Origin of the sequence: Streptomyces sp. A3M-1-3 (assembly GCF_024213665.1) — a bacterium.
Lineage (GTDB): Bacteria > Actinomycetota > Actinomycetes > Streptomycetales > Streptomycetaceae > Streptomyces.
Genome location: NZ_JANAVP010000001.1, coordinates 26,939 through 42,329 on the forward strand (window position 1 = coordinate 26,939; position 15,391 = coordinate 42,329).

The following is a 15,391-nucleotide window of genomic DNA, read 5'->3' on the forward strand; positions in this document are numbered from 1 at the left end:
GACATTCGGGCCTATGCTTCGATGCTGGGCGGTGGCCTGCCGTTCCGGGAACTGCGCAAGGAATCCCATGGGCGACACGCACGGCAAGGACGAACCTCCCCGGAAAGACGGCCAGGCCGCGGGCGCGGACGAAGCCGAGGTTCCCTCAGATCGACCGCTCTGCTCGCCCCGCACGGCCAGGCCCATCTCCCTGACCGGGTATGCGGGCCGCGCCGCCCAGACCGTACTGGGCCGGAGACCGGAACCTGCTGACCAGGGCGAGGGCCACCCGCCGGTGCGGGGACGGATCAACTGCGTCAGGGTGCCCGTCCTCCTCTCCGGTGTCCTGCTCCGGACATACTTTCCCCTGATCCTGGGGCAGGTGGGCATCTACACCGCGTACACAGGGCTCGCCGACGACCTGCTCCTCGGCCGCCGGCCCGGGCCGGGCAAGGAATCCGCACCGTGAGCACGCGCCCCATTGGGGACTACGCACTGCTGTCGGACTGCCGCTCGGCCGCCCTCGTGTCCACCGACGGCTCGGTGGACTGGCTGTGCCTACCGCGTTTCGACAGCCCGGCGGTCTTCGGCCGTCTGCTCGATGAGCGCGCAGGCCACTGGTCGATCCGCCCCCGCGGTCCCAGCCAGGTCAGCCGCCGGTACGTGGAAGAGACGCTGGTGCTGGAGACCACCTTCCGCACCCCGACCGGAACAGCGGTCCTGCTCGATGCCCTCGCCATGGGAAACAGGGAACGCGGACATGCACTGGGCACCTCCTCGCCCGGCGTCCTGCTGCGTGAGGTCACCTGCACCGTCGGCTCGGTGACACTGGAGGTCAGCTATGCCCCGCGCCCGGAATTCGGTCTCATCCACCCCGTGATGTCCGCCGTGCGCGGTGGCCTCACCGCCTACGGCGGCTCTCATCGTCTGGTGCTGTCGGCCCCGCTCCCGCTGGAGGCCGACAAGTCGACCGCGCGCGGTGAGATCGCGCTGCGAGCAGGGCAACGACTCGGCTTCGCCATGCAGGCCGTGTCCACCTGGGGGGAAACCGAGCCCGCCCCTTGGCGCCCTGGCCAAATCCGTCGCCGCCTGGGCGACACCATCAAGGGATGGCGCTCGTGGACGCACTCCCACCGGGGCTACCGCGGACCCTGGCAGGAAGAGGTGAATCACAGCGGACGCGTACTCCAGGCCCTGACCTTCGCTCCCAGCGGAGCCATCGTCGCGGCGGCCACCACCTCACTGCCGGAGAGTATCGGCGCCGACCGCAACTGGGACTACCGCTACACCTGGGTACGCGACGCCAGCTTCACCCTCCAAGCACTTGCCACCACGGCATGCGAGAAGGAGAAGGCCGCCTACTTCGGCTTCCTCTCCCGGGCCGCGGCAACCCAGCTGGAACGCAGGGTGGACCTCCAGGTCATGTACGGGATCGGCGGCGAAAGGGACCTGAGCGAACGCACCCTGCCCCATCTGAGCGGCTGGCGTGGCAGCACACCGGTGCGCACGGGCAACGACGCCTGGCGCCAGCGCCAGCTGGACGTCTACGGGGAACTGCTCGATGCGGCCCAACAGACGCTTCCGCAGGGAGAGTGGTTCGATCCGCCCATCCGTAAGTTCCTCCTCCAGGCGGCCGAGGCAGCTGCCCACCGCTGGAGCGAACCCGACCAGGGCATCTGGGAGGTGCGCGGCCCCAGTCGGCACTTTCTCTACTCGAAACTGATGTGCTGGGTCGCACTGGACCGTGCCATCGGCCTCGGACCCGCCCTCGGGGCGACCGCCGACCGCGTCACTGCCTGGGAGGACACGCGGGAACAGATCCGAGACGCCATCGAAACCAGAGGCTGGAACCAGCACGTGGGTGCGTTCACCCAGTCGTTTGACAGCAGCGAGCTCGATGCCTCGGCGCTCATGCTTCCTCTCGTGGGATTCCTGCCCGGCAGCGATCCCCGTGTCCGCTCCACCGTGGCGGCGGTCGCCGCCCGGCTCACCGATCCCCGCGGACAGGTACGTCGCTATCTCAGTGATGACATCGCGGCCGAAGAGGGATCGTTCCTGATGTGCACCTTCTGGCTCGCCCACGCCCAGGCGCTGACCGGCGACGTGACCCGTGCCCGAGAGGTCTTCGAGACCGCCCTGGTGTGCGCCAACGACGTCGGTCTGCTCGCCGAGGAGGTTTCGTCCACCACTGGCGAGGCATTGGGGAACTATCCCCAGGCATTCAGCCACATCGGCCTGATCAATGCCGCGCGCGCGATCCACCGAGCTGAGGGGGACGGCCACCCGACAAGCCCTGGCCGTGTCTGAGGCCCAGCACCTCCGCCGCCGCGAAGGTCTCGCCCGGCGGCCGGCCCTCGTAGTACGGGGAGAGCAGCTCGTCCAGCTCCTCGTACGAGAACGCCTCCTTCGCGGTGTCGAACTTCACCGCCACCCTGGGGCGTTCCACGACGGCGACGATCCCGCCGTGGACGACGAAGAGCTGGCCGGTTGCCCTGGCCGCGGCCGGGGAGGCCAGATAGCCGACGAGCGGGGAGACGTGCTCGGGTGCGAGCGGGTCGAGCTTGCCCTCGTCCGGGAGGGCGCCCCCCTGATGGGCTGGTATGGCCTCGAAGACGTCTTCGGTCATCCGGGTCCGGGCGCGCGGGCAGATCGCGTTGGCCGTTACGCCGTACTTGCCGAGCGCCAGCGCCGTCGAGGTGGTGAGCCCGACGATGCCGCCCTTGGCCGCCGCGTAGTTGGGCTGGCCGGCGGAGCCCGCGAGGAAGGCTTCCGAAGAGGTGTTGATGATGCGGCCGTAGACCGGGCCGCCGGCCGCCTTGGAGCGTGCGCGCCAGTGGGCCGACGCGAAGTGGGTGGTGTTGAAGTGGCCCTTGAGGTGGACCCGGATCACCGAGTCCCATTCGTCCTCGGACATCGAGAAGACCATGCGGTCGCGGAGGATGCCCGCGTTGTTGACCAGGATGTCCAGTTTTCCGTGGCGGGAGACTGCCAGTTCGACGAGTTCACGGGCCTGGTCGAAGTCGGCCACATCACCGAGGTGGGCCACGGCCTGTCCGCCCGCCGCCCGGATCTCCTCGGCCACCTCCTCGGCCGGGGCGGCCGAGGCCTCACCGGAACCGTCCCGGCCCGGCTGCCCGAAGTCGTTGACCACGACGCTCGCGCCGAGGCGGGCCAGTTCGATCGCCTCGGCCCGGCCGAGGCCGCGGCCCGCTCCCGTGACGACGGCGGACAGTCCCTCAAGTGGCAGTGACATCAAAGTCCTCTCAGATCTCGATGCAGGTGCGGAGCGCGTCGCCGGTGCGCATCTGGTCGAGGGCGTCGTTGATCCCGGCGAGCGGCACGCGGTGGGTGATCAGGCCCGCCAGGTCGATCCGGCCCGCCCGCCAGAGGGCGATGGCCCGCTCGTACGACGTGAGCACGTCGCCGCCCCCGTACATGGACGGCAGGATCCGCTTCTCGTCGAAGAACAGCTCGAACATGCTGAGCTGCAGGAAGTCGTCCAGGGCGCCCGCGCCGACGACGCAGAGGGTGCCGCCGCGCCGGGTCGTCTCGTATGCCGTCCGCGCGGTGGCGGACCTGCCGACGACCTCGAAGACATAGTCGAAGCCCTCGCCGGCGGTGATGCGCTGCTTGGCGTCGGGGAGTTCGTCCGGCGAGACCGCCTCGGTGGCACCGAACCGCAGGGCCGCCTCGCGCCGCGAGGCGACCGGGTCGACGGCGATGATCTGGGCCGCGCCCTTAAGCCGCGCGCCCTGGATGGCGGATACGCCGACGCCGCCGCAGCCGATGACGGCGACGGACGAACCGGCCGACACGTCGGCGGTGTTGATGGCCGCCCCGAGGCCTGTCGTGACTCCGCAGCCGATGAGCGCGGCTATGTCGAACGGCACGTCGTCGGGTATCGGTACCGCGCAGCCCGCGTCGACGACGACCTCCTCCGTGAAGGTGCCGGTGCCGGCGAAGCCGAACACCTCGCCGCCGGGCCGCTTGAAGTTCGGGGTGCCCGCGTTCATGAAGCCGGCCAGGCAGAGGTGCGTCTGGCCGCGCTTGCAGGCGGGGCAGCGGCCGCACGCGGGCAGCCAGCACAGCAGCACCCGGTCGCCGGGCTTGACGCTCGTCACGCCGTCGCCGACGTCGACGACCTCGCCGGCGCCTTCGTGGCCGGGGACGAAGGGCGCGGGCTGGGGCAGCACGCCGTTCATCGCCGAGACGTCCGAGTGGCACAGGCCGGTGGCCCGGACGCGGATCCTCACCTTGCCGGGGCCGAAGCCCACCGTCTCGACGTCCTCGAGGATCTCGAGCTTGTCCTGGCCTATCTCGTGCAGTACGGCTGCGCGCACAGTGCGGCTCCCTTCGATGCGAAGTTCGATGTGACGGGCATTGCGTACGGGGCGTACGGGGCGTACGGGCTAGGCGTGCTCGACGACCGTGTCGGCGAGGACCGGCGCGTCGTCCCGCTCGACGGCGGTGACCGACACCTGGACGCGGCCGGGCGACTGCCACATCCGGATACGCAGGGTCTCGCCGGGGAAGACGATTCCGGCGAATCGGGTGGTGTACGAGCGGACGCGGGAGACATCGCCGTCCAGGGCCGTGTCGACGACGGCCTTGAGCGTCACGCCGTACGAGCAGAGCCCGTGCAGGATCGGCTTGTCGAAGCCGGCGAGCTTGGCGAACTCGGGGTCGGCGTGCAGCGGGTTCCAGTCGCCGGAGAGCCGGTACAGCAGCGCCTGGTCCTCCCGGATCGGCCTTTCCACGGTCCTGTCCGGGGCGCGGCCGGGCAGTTCGAGCCGGTTGGAGGGGCCGCGCTCGCCGCCGAATCCGCCCTCGCCGCGTACGAAGATCTGGGAGTCGCTGGTCCACAGCGGGCCGTCGTCGTCGGCGACCTCGGAGCGCAGTACGAGGACCGCGGCCTTGCCCTTGTCGTACACAGCCTGGACCCGGGAGGTCGCGACGGCCCTGCCCCGGACGGGGATCGGCCGGTGCAGCTCGATGGCCTGCCCACCGTGCAGTACGGAGGCGAGGTTCACCTCGATGCCGGGGGCGGCGAGCCCGCCCACCATGGCCATGCCGCTGCCCGCGACGGTGGCGAAGCTGGGCAGCACGTGCAGCTTTGACTCGAGGGTGTAGCGCAGCTCGTCCGGGTCGGTAGCGGGACTGCCGGCGCCGAGGCCGAGGTGGTAGAGCTGGATGTCCTTGTGGTCCCAGCTGATCTCGCTGGAGCGGGGTTCGGCCGCCATGGCCTTTGCGGCATCGATCGGCATGGGGATGCTGCTCCTTGACGGGATGGAAGACCTCGGTGCGGCCGTCCGCACCGTCGGTCGCACCGAGGTCGTATCGGGGCCGGCCATACGCCCATTCTAGAACGCGTTCTAGGCCGATGGCCCCATATATAACGCACCCCCCACCAGTTGTGAAGGCTCCTGACGTAACGTCAGATCGATGTGCGCGGACGGCTGCGGACGGCTACTGAATGGCGGACACGAGGCCGAGGACGGGGGTCACCGGTTCGACGACCTGCTTCACCTGGCCGAGTTGGCCGAGCTGGCGGACCTGGCCGAGCTGTGTCATCACGTCGAGCTGATCGGCGGTGGACGCGCTGCTCTGCTGCGGGCCGGGAAGGTGCTGAGCACTGGCGGCGGGAGCAGCGAGGGCCGAGGCCCCGGCAGCGAGGGCAACGGCTGTGAGAATGCGATGTGTCTTCGTCATGCCCGGTCAACGGTCCGGCGGACAGACGGTCACGCAGTCCGGTCCTACTCTTGACCTGTGAACGAGATGCCCCGGGATCACCGGCCGGCGAAGTGTGTACGCGTCCTCCTCGCCGAGGATCAGCGCATGCGCGGCGCTCTGGCCCTGCTGCTCGGCCTGGAGGAGGGCATCGAGGTCGTGACCCAGGTCTCCGCCGGGGACGAGGTCGTGGCGGCCGCGCTCCGCTCCCGTCCCGATGTGGCGCTTCTCGACGTCGACCTGCCGGTCCGCAGCGGACTCGACGTCGCCGCGGACCTGCGCGACGAAGTCCCGGACTGCCGGGTCCTGATCCTGGCCACGTCCGGCCGGCCCGGGTACCTGCGCCGTGCCATGGAGGCGGGCGCCGTCGGCTTCCTCGTCAAGGACGGCCCGGTCCAGGTGCTGGCCGCCGCGATCCGCCGGGTGCTGACCGGCGAGACGGTCATCGACCCGGCCCTGGCCACGGACCCCACCGCCCCGGGACGACACGCCTAGGGGGTGTCCGGCCGATCATGCCGGGCTCCCGTCGCTCCCCCAGCTACCTCCCCCAGCTACCGCTGGGGGTGCCCCCAGAGGTGCCCCCAGCCACGCACATCTGCCGCGTTGGCCAAATCCACCCATAGCTCCGCTATGGCCGAATCCGGCCGCCTTGCAGCTGCGCTCGGCATCCGGAGGATGAATCAAGGAGCCGAGACGGAGCGAGTGCAGTGCACCAGCCGCCGCTCGCTGATCCGGCCTGATCGACCGGACACCCCCTAGGTCCTCCTCCCCCGCGGCAGCCACACCAGCATCAGTACCGCGCACCCGACCAGCACCAGCCCGCCCGTACGGAACGCCAGGGCGTAGCCCGCGGTCAGGGACTCCGGGTCCGTGGCGCCCGCTGTCCGCGACGCCGCGACCGTCGACAGCACCGCGAGACCCAGCGCGCCGCCCATCGTGCGCGAGGTGTTGATCAGCCCGGAGACGAGGCCCGCGTCGCCCGCCGCCGCGCCCGCTGTGGCCAGCGCCGCGAGCGGCGTGGCGCAGAGTCCGCCGCCGAACATCATCAGGATGCCGGGGCCGAGGACCGCCGTGAGGTACGTGCCGTCGGCGCCCATCGTGGACTGCCAGCCGAACCCGGCCGCGGACACCAGCGTGCCGATGAGGGCGAGGTTCCTGGCGCCGGTGCGCGCCATCAGCCGGGGCGCGAGCTTGGAGCCGAGAACGACGGCCAGGGAGCTGGGGATGAGCGCCAGGCCGGCGCCGAGCGGGGTGTAGCCGAGCACGTTCTGGGCGTACAGCGTCATGAAGTACCACATGCAGAACATCGCCGAACCGCACCCGAACATCGCCGCGTTGGCCGCCGACACCGTCCGTACGCGGAATACCTTCAACGGCATCAGCGGCACCTTCGTCCGCGCCTCCACCGCCAGGAACACGCCGAGCAGCGCCAGTCCGGCGATCAGGGGCAGCAGGGTTGCGGCCGCCGTCCAGCCCTCGGCCTCCGTCTGCACGATGCCGTACGCGAAGACCGCGAGCCCACCCGTGACCAGCACCGCGCCCGGCAGGTCGATCCGCCGCAGGACCTCGGCGCGGCTCTCCACGAGCCACACCGCGGCGGCCGCCAGGACGACCGCGCCGACCGGCACGTTGATCAGCAGCACCCAGCGCCAAGACAGCAGTTCCGTCAGCGCGCCGCCGACGAGCCCGCCGGCCGCGCCGCCGCCCGCGCCCACCGCGGTCCAGGTGCCGATGGCCCGGGCCCGCGCGTGGCCCTCCGGTACGGCCGAGGTGAGGAGGGTGAGCGTCGCCGGGGCCACGACGGCCGCGCCGAGGCCCTGCACCGCGCGGGCGGCGAGCAACTGCCAGCCCTCCTGCGCCAGTCCGCCGGCGAGCGAGGCGGCGGTGAACAGGCCGAGCCCGACCAGGAACATCCGCTTCCGCCCATAGATGTCAGCGGCCCGGCCGCCGAGCAGCAGGAAGCCGGCGAAGGCGATCGAGTAGGCGTTGACCACCCACTGGAGTCCCACATCGCCGAGCCCGAGTCCGGTGCGCATGGACGGCAGGGCGACATTCACCACGGAGATGTCGAGGACGACGAGGAACTGCCCGGCGCACGCCGCGAGGACCACCGCCCAGGTACGGACGGGGGCCGCGGTGCGGTCGGTTGTGCGGGTGAGGGGCGGGGTCTGGACCATGGCTGTCATGCTCGCAGCTGCCGCGTGCCCCGTACATCGGTTTGCCGACGCACCCGACGTCCGCCCATCGGCCTACGACTCAGGACCTGCGCAGCAGGGTGACGACGGCCGCGCCGCCCAGCCCGATGTTGTGCGCGAGGCCCACCCGCGCGCCCTCCACCTGCCGGGCGCCGGCCTCGCCGCGCAGCTGCCAGACCAGTTCGGCGGCCTGCGCCAGCCCGGTCGCGCCGAGCGGGTGGCCCTTGGAGATCAGCCCGCCGGACGGGTTGACGACCCAGCGGCCGCCGTACGTCGTCGCGCCGCTCTCGACGAGCTTGCCCGACTCGCCGTCCGCGCACATGCCGAGCGCCTCGTACGTGAGCAGCTCGTTGACGGAGAAGCAGTCGTGCAGTTCGACGACATCGACGTCCTCGATGCCGAGCCCGGACTTCTCGTACGCCTGGCGCGCAGCGGCACGCGACATCGGCTTGCCGACGACGTCGATGCACGAGCCGGAGGCGAAGCTGTCGACGGTGTCGGTCGTCATCGACTGGGCCGCGATCTCCACGGCCTTGTCGTGGAGCCCGTGCTCGACGACGAAGCGTTCGGAGACGACGACGGCGGCCGCCGACCCGTCGGAGGTGGGCGAGCACTGGAGCTTGGTCAGCGGCCGGTGGATGGTCCGGGCGGCGAGGATCTCCTCGACCGTCCACACGTCCTGGAACTGCGCGCGGGGGTTGGCCGCCGAGTGCCGGTGGTTCTTGGCGCCGACGGCGGCGAGCTGCGCCTCCGTCGTGCCGTACCGCTCCATGTGCTCGCGCGCCGCGTTGCCGAAGATCTGCGCGGTGGGCGGGGACATCTCGAAGCCGTGGGCCGCCGCCATCACCCCGTAGTGGCGTGCGACCGGCGAGGTCTTGCCCCCGACATCAGTGGCTCCGCCACGGGCACCCCCATCTGCAACGCCGCCCAGGGCGCCCCTCTTCATCTTCTCGAAACCGAGCGCCAGCACGCAGTCGCTCAGCCCGCCCTCGACGAACTGCCGGGCCATCATCAACGCGGTCGCCCCCGTCGCGCAGTTGTTGTCGACGTTGTAGACGGGGACGCCGGTCAGGCCCAGTTCGTACACCGCCCGCTGGCCGGCCGTCGAGGGCTGGAAGCAGTAACCGACGGGGACCTGCTGCACCTGCTCGTACGGGATGCCGGCGTCGGCCAGGGCCTGCGTGCCGGCCTCCTCGGCCATGTCCCAGAACTGCCAGTCGCGGCTCTCGGGCTTCTCGAACTTCGTCATGCCCACACCGACGATGTAGCTCTTCATGGTTGTGTCCCTCCAGTCCCGCGGCTCAGTCCCGCGGCAGGCCGAGAATGCGCTCGGCGACGACATTGAGCTGGACCTGTGTGGTGCCGCCCGCGAGCTGCTGGACGGGACCCGCGCCGAGGCCGTACGGCGGCGGCAGGTGCGGCGCGGCGTAACCGGTGGGCGCGAGGGTGCGCCGGGCGGCGCCCGGGTCCAGACCGCGCGCCTGCTCGATCACCTCGCGCGCCTGCTGCCGGTAGGGCTGTGCCTCCGGCGGCAGTTCGAGCTTCAGCTCCCGGCGGGCCCCGGCCGCCGCGAGCCGTACCGCGCGCAGCCGGTGGGTGTCGCCGGGCCCGAGGAGCCGGCGTGCGACCACCGCCCGGCGCAGATGGAGGTGCGCGTCGTGCTCCCAGGTGAAGCCGATGCCGCCGAGGACCTGGATGCAGTCCTTGGCGCAGGTGTAGGCGGCATCGAGCGCGGTGGCCGCGGCGGCGAGGCCGCGCACGTCCGGGTCCGGCTCGTCGTCCGCCTCGGCCGCGCGGGCCGCGTCCCAGGCCAGCGCGCGGGCCTGCTCGACTCGTACGAGCATGTCCGCGCAGAGGTGCTTGATCCCCTGGAACTGCCCGATGGGGCGGCCGAACTGCTCACGCGCCTTGGCGTACTCGGTGGCCGTGTGCAGCGCCCAGGCGGCGGTGCCGCACGCGTCGGCGGCGAACAGGACCGCGGCGAGGTCCCGTACGAGGGCGCTGAACGCGCTGCCGACACCGACCACCCGGCCGGCCGGTATCCGGGCCCCCTGTGCGCGGACCTCGGCGGTCGGGCGGGTCGGGTCGGCGCTCTCGTGTGCGCGTACGGCGAGGTCGGCGGCGTCGGCCGCGAGCCACACCGTCCCGTCGGCGGACTCGGCGGCGACCACGATCAGGTCCGCCTCGCCACCGCCGAGCACGGGCGGCGCGGTGCCGTCGAGCAGGTACCCGCCGCCCTCCACCGCGACGGCGGTGATGGAGACCGCGCCCAGCGCCACCGCGCCTATACACTCGCCGGCCGCAAGCGCGGCGACCAGGTCCCGGGGGCCGTCCGCCCGGGCCAGTACCGCGGAGGCCAGCACACTCGGCAGATACGGTCCGGGTAGCGCGGCGCGTCCGGTCTCCTCCAGCGCGACGGCCAGGTCGAGGAGGCGGCCGCCCCCACCGCCGTACGCCTCCGGCAGGTGCAGCCCGAGGAAGCCCTGCGCGGAGAGCCCGTCCCAGTGCCCGGGCCGGACCGTCCCACCGGGCGGGGCGTCGAGGACCTTGCCCGCCTCGGGAGGCACGGCCCGCGCCACCCACCCCCGCACTGCCTCCGCCAACTCGCGCTGCTCTTGCGTGATTCCGATGCCCATGCGGATCCTCGCCGGTCGCGGTCGTGGGGTCGGCGGCCAGACTAGAACACGTTGCAATCTGACGGAAGGTCAGATGCAGTATCGCGTTGCGAACCCCACGGACCGCGGGGGCCCCGGCCCTCTGCGGGCGCGGCAGCGTCACGCCAGGCGCGGGACGCGGCCTCGCCGTGACGCGCGGGCACCGCCTCGCGCGCGGGCGCTTTGGGCACCGCCTCGGCGGGCGCGGGCGGTTCGGGCGCCGCCGCCTCGGCGGGGTGCGGGCTTCGCGGGCGCCGCGCGCCCACCCCCCGGCTGCCCGCCGCAGGCGGTACGGCACGATGGGCCCGGACCCGTACCAGCAGGAGGAAGCCATGGCGCCCAAGCCGGAGACACTCGCCGCCTTCGAGGCCGCCAAGGGCTTTATGCCGGTGGGCGAAGGGCTCGCCCTGCACGAGGCCGCGAGCGCGGCCGGCGCGCTCGGGTTGCCGCTGCTGGAGGTCGGTACGTACTGCGGGCGCTCGACCCTCCTGATCGCCGACGCCGCCCGCGAGGCCGGCGTGAGCGCGATCACCGTCGACCACCACCGCGGCAGCGAGGAGCAGCAGCCCGGCTGGGAGTACCACGACCCGACCGTGGTCGACCCCGAGATCGGGCGGATGGACACGCTTCCCACGTTCCGGCGGACCCTGCACAAGGCCGGTCTCGAGGACCACGTCGTCGCGATCGTCGGCCGGTCCCCGCAGGTCGCGACCGTCTGGGGCGGCAAGCTCGCCCTCGTCTTCATCGACGGCGGACACACCGCCGAACACGCGACCGGCGACTACGAGGGCTGGGCGCCCCACCTCGCGGAGGGCGGCCTCCTCGTCATCCACGACGTCTTCCCCGACCCGGCCGACGGCGGCCAGGCCCCGTACCGGATCTACCGGCGAGCCCTGGAGTCCGGCAGCTTCACCGAGGTCTCGGCGACTGACTCCCTGCGCGTCCTGCGCCGCACGGGCCCGGGTATCTGACCCCCATCCCATAGCATCGCGACGTGCCGTACGACGACAGCCCTCCCCCCGCCCAGCGCCGCTCACGCGCCTCCACTCTCGCGATCGCGCTGGCCGCGCTGGTGCCGACCTGCCTGGCGGGGTGGCTGCTCTGGCAGGCGATGAGCGGGCCGGAGGAGACCGAACCGCCCAAGGTGCTGCCCCTGCCCAGCCAGTCCCGGACACCGGGCGCGAACGAGAAGCCGCCCGTGACCGTGACGGCGACGCCGCCGACCGCCCGCCCGTCCGCGCCGAAGGGCGACGACAAGCCGGGCCGGCCGCTGGCGGGCAGGGTCGTGGTCGTCGACGCCGGTCACAACCCGGGCAACTTCAAGCACACGCGTGAGATCAACCAGCTGGTCGATATCGGCACAAACAAGAAAGAATGCGACACTACCGGCACGTCCACCAACGCCGGCTACACCGAGGCCGCGTTCACGCTCGACGTCTCCCGCCGGCTGCGGCTCCTCCTCGAGGAGCAGGGCATGAAGGTCGTCTTCACGCAGAACGACGACCGCCCGTTCGGCCCGTGCATCGACGAGCGCGCACGCATCGGCAACGAGGCGCAGGCCGACGCGGTGGTCTCGGTCCACGCGGACGGCTCGGCGTCCGGCGACCGCGGCTTCCATGTGATCCTCCCCGCACTGGTGAAGGGCGGATCGGCGGACACCGCACCGATCGTCGGCCCCTCTCGGGAACTGGGCGAGCGGATCGCCGGCAAGTTCGTCCAGGTGACGGGCAGCGCTCCGGCCAACTACGTGGGCGGCGGAACGGGGTTGGACGTACGCAAGGACCTCGGCGGGCTCAACCTGTCGACCGTTCCGAAGGTGTTCGTAGAGTGCGGAAACATGCGGGACGCGAAGGACGCGGCCCTTCTGACAAGTCCCGAGTGGCGCCAGAAGGCGGCCCAGGGCATCGCGGAGGGCATCGTCGACTACCTGGGCGGGTAGGTCTGGTACCGGGCGGACGGCCCGGCCCCGCGGGCGATAGATTCATCCGTACGATGAGGGGCTGCCCCGAAAGCCGCCCCGTGCTTCGCACCGCGAGACCGCCCGACGAGACGACCGAAGAAGGACTTTCACGTGAACATCCGCTCCCTCACTCGAGGCGACGGCGTGGTGATCGGAGCAGCGGTGTTGCTGTTCATCGCCTCGTTCCTCAATCTCCAAGACTTCAGCGCCTTCGGTACCGAGGTGACAGCCAACGCGTGGGAAGCCACGTCGGTCCTGGGGAGTCTCTTCCTGGCCGGGATCATCGGCGCGGCGCTGATCGTCGTCGCCCGTGCGCTGCCGCAGCCGCGCAAGGTCGCGGGGCTCGACCTGGGTCAGTTCGGGATCGCTTTCGCCGTCTTCGCCGCCTGGTCGGCGTTCTGGACGATCGTCGATCTCGAGGAAGCCGCCATCGGCATGATCCTCGGCCTGCTCGCCGCCCTGGTCCTCGCGGGCGCCGCGGTCGCCACTCCGCTCGTCCCCGCCCTCCAGGCCGCCCTGATCCCCGCGCCGAAGCCGCAGGCCCCCTCTCCGTACGGCGGCCAGCCGGGGCAGCCCGGTCCCGGCCAGGGGTACGGCTACCCCGGGCAGGGGCAGCCGCAGCCCTACGGTGGCCAGCCGGGTCAGCCCGGCCAGCCCGGTGCCGGTGGTCCGCAGCAGTCGTTCGCGGGGCAGCCGCAGCCCCAGGCCGGGCACGACCCGCACCCGCAGCAGGCCGCCCAGCCGCAGCCCGGCCCCGGCGGCCCGGCCGGCGACTTCGCGCCGTTCTGGTTCGCGGTCCCGGTCGCGCGCCCGCTGTACGCGGAGGACGGCTCGCCGACCCCGATCGCCGAACTGGCCCCCGGCACCTGGTACCTCGCGGTCGACCAGCGCGGCCCCGGCCTCGTCGCCCAGACGCAGGACGGCCGCCGTGGCGTCCTCCAGGACACCACCGGCATCCAGCGCGGCTGAACCCGCAACGCCTCGAACGGCCCCTCGCCCTTTCCGGGCGGGGGGCCGTTGCCCTACAGTCGCCTGACGCACCGTCAGACCCACTGTCAGATCCTGTCGCTGCCCCGGCTGGAGGGGACCGTATGCGCCTCGGACTCGCACTCGGCTACTGGGGCCGCGGCCCGAACCCCGCCCACCTCGACCTCGCCGTCGAGGCGGAGCGGCTCGGGTACGACTCGGTGTGGACCGCGGAGGCCTGGGGCTCCGACGCCTTCACCCCGCTGACCTGGATCGCGGCGCACACCTCACGCATCCGCCTCGGCACCGCGATCGCGCAGATGGCCGCCCGTACCCCCACCGCCACCGCGATGCACGCGCTCACCCTCGACCACCTCTCCGGTGGCCGGATGCTGCTCGGCCTCGGGCTGTCCGGACCCCAGGTGGTGGAGGGGTGGTACGGGCGGCCCTTCCCCAGCAGCCCGCTGACCGCGACCCGCGAGTATGTCGAGGTGATCCGCCAAGTCCTGCGCCGGGAAAGCCCCGTTGAACTCGACGGCCGCTTCCACGCCCACCCGTACCGCGGCGCGGACGGCTCCGGCATCGGCAAACCGCTGAAGCCGATCACCCACCCCCTGCGGGCGGACCTACCCGTCCTGCTGGGCGCCGAGGGACCGAAGAACATCGCCCAGACCACCCGGATCGCGGACGGCTGGCTGCCGCTGTACTGGTCGCCGATGCGGGCCGACGTGTACGAAGCCTCGCTCGCGGACCTGCCCGAGACCCGCGAGGGAACGAGCAATCGACCCTTCATGGTCGCGCCCATGGCCCGCGCGCAGGTCTGCGACGACGTGGCCGAGGGGCTGCTGCCGGTGAAGGCGATGCTCGGCTTGTACATCGGCGGCATGGGACACGCCGCCCGGAACTTCCACGCCGATCTGATGGCCAGGATGGGCTTCGAGTCCGAGGCCCGCCGCATCCAGGAGCTCTTCCTGGCCGGCCGCAAGGAGGACGCGGTGCTGGCCGTCCCGGACGCCTTCGCCGACGAGATCTCGCTCGTCGGCCCGCGCGAACGCATCGCGGAGCGCCTGGAGTTGTGGCGCAAGGGCCCGGTGACGGACCTGCTGGTGACGGCTCCCGACCCGTACACCCTGCGTACCCTCGCGGAGCTCAACACCTGAGAGCTCGACGATTCACGTATGGCGTGGGTACCATACACACATGACCCTGAAGCGAACCACCGTGTATCTCGAGGACGAGGACCTGCGGGAGCTGAAGGAGACGGCCACCCGCAGGGGAATAAGCGAGGCGGAACTGATCCGCGAGGGCGTCCGCCTCGCGCTGGTGCGAAACCGTACGTGGGACGAGCCGGCAGACCTTCCGGTGTTCGACAGCGGCGACCCCGGATTCGCCGAGAGCTCGGACGACATCCTGCGGGACTCAGGCTTCGGCTCCTGGAACGAGGCTTCATAGGTGATCGTCATCGCCGACACCTCCGGCATTATCGCCTCGATCGACCGCAGCTGCCCGGAGCACGCCGCAGCACGCCAGGTCATGGACACCGCCGGCCTCGTCGTCGTGGCTCCGGCCGTGTTCGCCGAACTCGATCACCTCATCGGCGGCCGGTTCGGCAAGGACGCGGCCGGCACCGTGATCGACCGGATCCTCACCAAAGCCCGCAGCGGGCGTTACGCCGTGGGTGAGACGGGAGTTGACCTCCTCGGCAAAGCTCGGCTGGTTCAGCAGAGGTACCGCGATCTCCGGCTGGACCTGACGGACGCTGTCCTCACCGTCCTGGCCCGGGAGTACGCCACGGACGCCGTACTCACACTCGACCGCAAGGACTTCCGGACGATCAGGCCTCTCTCCGGACACACAGCGTTCCGGCTGCTCCCCGACGACCTCTGACCGGGCCGTCCGGGCCATCCGGT

Annotated in this window: 14 protein-coding genes and 2 pseudogenes; 9 read left to right on the forward strand and 7 right to left on the reverse strand. The window is 71.7% G+C overall.

Features of this window, described 5'->3' with window-relative positions; all coding sequences use genetic code 11:
* The first annotated feature begins 67 nt into the window (after positions 1–67).
* Both NLX86_RS00105 and NLX86_RS00110 read left to right on the forward strand, forming a co-directional pair.
* Positions 68–448 carry a hypothetical protein gene (locus NLX86_RS00105; RefSeq protein WP_254369446.1) on the forward strand — a complete coding sequence of 127 codons (381 nt, stop codon included), beginning with the start codon at positions 68–70 and terminating at the stop codon, positions 446–448.
* Positions 445–2,286 carry a glycoside hydrolase family 15 protein gene (locus NLX86_RS00110; RefSeq protein WP_254369447.1) on the forward strand — a complete coding sequence of 614 codons (1,842 nt, stop codon included), beginning with the start codon at positions 445–447 and terminating at the stop codon, positions 2,284–2,286. Before NLX86_RS00105 ends, NLX86_RS00110 begins: the two co-directional genes overlap by 4 nt.
* On the opposite strand, the gene NLX86_RS00115 is transcribed toward NLX86_RS00110, so the two are convergent.
* From NLX86_RS00115 to NLX86_RS00130, 4 genes are all read right to left on the reverse strand, one after another.
* Positions 2,219–3,232 (reverse strand): 3-oxoacyl-ACP reductase, encoded by a 1,014-nt coding sequence (locus tag NLX86_RS00115; protein WP_254369448.1) that lies wholly within the window; start codon positions 3,230–3,232, stop codon positions 2,219–2,221. The genes NLX86_RS00110 and NLX86_RS00115 overlap by 68 nt on opposite strands.
* A gap of 10 nt (positions 3,233–3,242) precedes the next feature.
* The gene (locus NLX86_RS00120) at positions 3,243–4,319 is read right to left on the reverse strand and encodes a Zn-dependent alcohol dehydrogenase (protein ID WP_254369449.1); all 1,077 of its coding nucleotides are present in this window, start codon (positions 4,317–4,319) and stop codon (positions 3,243–3,245) included.
* A 69-nt stretch (positions 4,320–4,388) separates the two neighbouring features.
* Positions 4,389–5,243 carry a MaoC/PaaZ C-terminal domain-containing protein gene (locus tag NLX86_RS00125; RefSeq protein WP_254369450.1) on the reverse strand — a complete coding sequence of 285 codons (855 nt, stop codon included), beginning with the start codon at positions 5,241–5,243 and terminating at the stop codon, positions 4,389–4,391.
* 202 nt (positions 5,244–5,445) lie between these two features.
* Positions 5,446–5,688 (reverse strand): hypothetical protein, encoded by a 243-nt coding sequence (locus tag NLX86_RS00130; protein ID WP_254369451.1) that lies wholly within the window; start codon positions 5,686–5,688, stop codon positions 5,446–5,448.
* 57 nt (positions 5,689–5,745) lie between these two features.
* Here NLX86_RS00130 and NLX86_RS00135 point away from each other — a divergent pair.
* Positions 5,746–6,189 (forward strand): annotated as a pseudogene (locus NLX86_RS00135) (response regulator); the annotation flags it as partial.
* A 272-nt stretch (positions 6,190–6,461) separates the two neighbouring features.
* Here the strand turns inward: NLX86_RS00135 and NLX86_RS00140 are convergent.
* The 3 genes and pseudogenes from NLX86_RS00140 to NLX86_RS00150 form a co-directional block, all read right to left on the reverse strand.
* Positions 6,462–7,892: an MFS transporter gene (locus NLX86_RS00140; RefSeq protein ID WP_374213806.1), complete on the reverse strand. Its 1,431-nt coding sequence runs from the start codon at positions 7,890–7,892 to the stop codon at positions 6,462–6,464.
* Positions 7,893–7,962: 70 nt separating this feature from the next.
* Positions 7,963–9,177, reverse strand: a complete 1,215-nt coding sequence (locus NLX86_RS00145; protein ID WP_254369453.1) for a lipid-transfer protein — start codon at positions 9,175–9,177, stop codon at positions 7,963–7,965.
* A gap of 91 nt (positions 9,178–9,268) precedes the next feature.
* Positions 9,269–10,537: pseudogene (locus tag NLX86_RS00150) on the reverse strand (acyl-CoA dehydrogenase); the annotation flags it as partial.
* A gap of 317 nt (positions 10,538–10,854) precedes the next feature.
* Here NLX86_RS00150 and NLX86_RS00155 point away from each other — a divergent pair.
* The 6 genes from NLX86_RS00155 (at position 10,855) to NLX86_RS00180 (ending at position 15,368) form a co-directional block, all read left to right on the forward strand.
* Positions 10,855–11,526 carry a class I SAM-dependent methyltransferase gene (locus tag NLX86_RS00155; protein WP_374213814.1) on the forward strand — a complete coding sequence of 224 codons (672 nt, stop codon included), beginning with the start codon at positions 10,855–10,857 and terminating at the stop codon, positions 11,524–11,526.
* Between the two features lie 23 nt (positions 11,527–11,549).
* Complete coding sequence (locus NLX86_RS00160) at positions 11,550–12,494, forward strand: N-acetylmuramoyl-L-alanine amidase (protein ID WP_254369454.1); 945 nt, start codon at positions 11,550–11,552, stop codon at positions 12,492–12,494.
* A 132-nt stretch (positions 12,495–12,626) separates the two neighbouring features.
* A complete protein-coding gene (locus NLX86_RS00165; protein ID WP_254369455.1) occupies positions 12,627–13,484 on the forward strand; it encodes a DUF5336 domain-containing protein in 858 nt (285 codons plus the stop codon).
* A 122-nt stretch (positions 13,485–13,606) separates the two neighbouring features.
* Positions 13,607–14,641, forward strand: coding sequence for an LLM class F420-dependent oxidoreductase (locus NLX86_RS00170; protein WP_254369456.1), 1,035 nt, complete (start codon positions 13,607–13,609; stop codon positions 14,639–14,641).
* Between the two features lie 40 nt (positions 14,642–14,681).
* Positions 14,682–14,933, forward strand: coding sequence for a CopG family transcriptional regulator (locus NLX86_RS00175; RefSeq protein ID WP_254369457.1), 252 nt, complete (start codon positions 14,682–14,684; stop codon positions 14,931–14,933).
* Positions 14,934–15,368 (forward strand): PIN domain-containing protein, encoded by a 435-nt coding sequence (locus tag NLX86_RS00180; protein ID WP_254369458.1) that lies wholly within the window; start codon positions 14,934–14,936, stop codon positions 15,366–15,368.
* Positions 15,369–15,391 lie beyond the last annotated feature (23 nt).

Coding starts and splice junctions, on each gene's coding strand:
- NLX86_RS00105 (WP_254369446.1), top strand. CDS start 68: ATGGGCGACACGCACGGCAAGGACGAACCTCCCCGGAAAGACGGCCAG.
- NLX86_RS00115 (WP_254369448.1), bottom strand. CDS start 3,232: ATGTCACTGCCACTTGAGGGACTGTCCGCCGTCGTCACGGGAGCGGGC.
- NLX86_RS00125 (WP_254369450.1), bottom strand. CDS start 5,243: ATGCCGATCGATGCCGCAAAGGCCATGGCGGCCGAACCCCGCTCCAGC.
- NLX86_RS00130 (WP_254369451.1), bottom strand. CDS start 5,688: ATGACGAAGACACATCGCATTCTCACAGCCGTTGCCCTCGCTGCCGGG.
- NLX86_RS00140 (WP_374213806.1), bottom strand. CDS start 7,892: ATGACAGCCATGGTCCAGACCCCGCCCCTCACCCGCACAACCGACCGC.
- NLX86_RS00145 (WP_254369453.1), bottom strand. CDS start 9,177: ATGAAGAGCTACATCGTCGGTGTGGGCATGACGAAGTTCGAGAAGCCC.
- NLX86_RS00155 (WP_374213814.1), top strand. CDS start 10,855: ATGGGCCCGGACCCGTACCAGCAGGAGGAAGCCATGGCGCCCAAGCCG.
- NLX86_RS00170 (WP_254369456.1), top strand. CDS start 13,607: ATGCGCCTCGGACTCGCACTCGGCTACTGGGGCCGCGGCCCGAACCCC.
- NLX86_RS00175 (WP_254369457.1), top strand. CDS start 14,682: ATGACCCTGAAGCGAACCACCGTGTATCTCGAGGACGAGGACCTGCGG.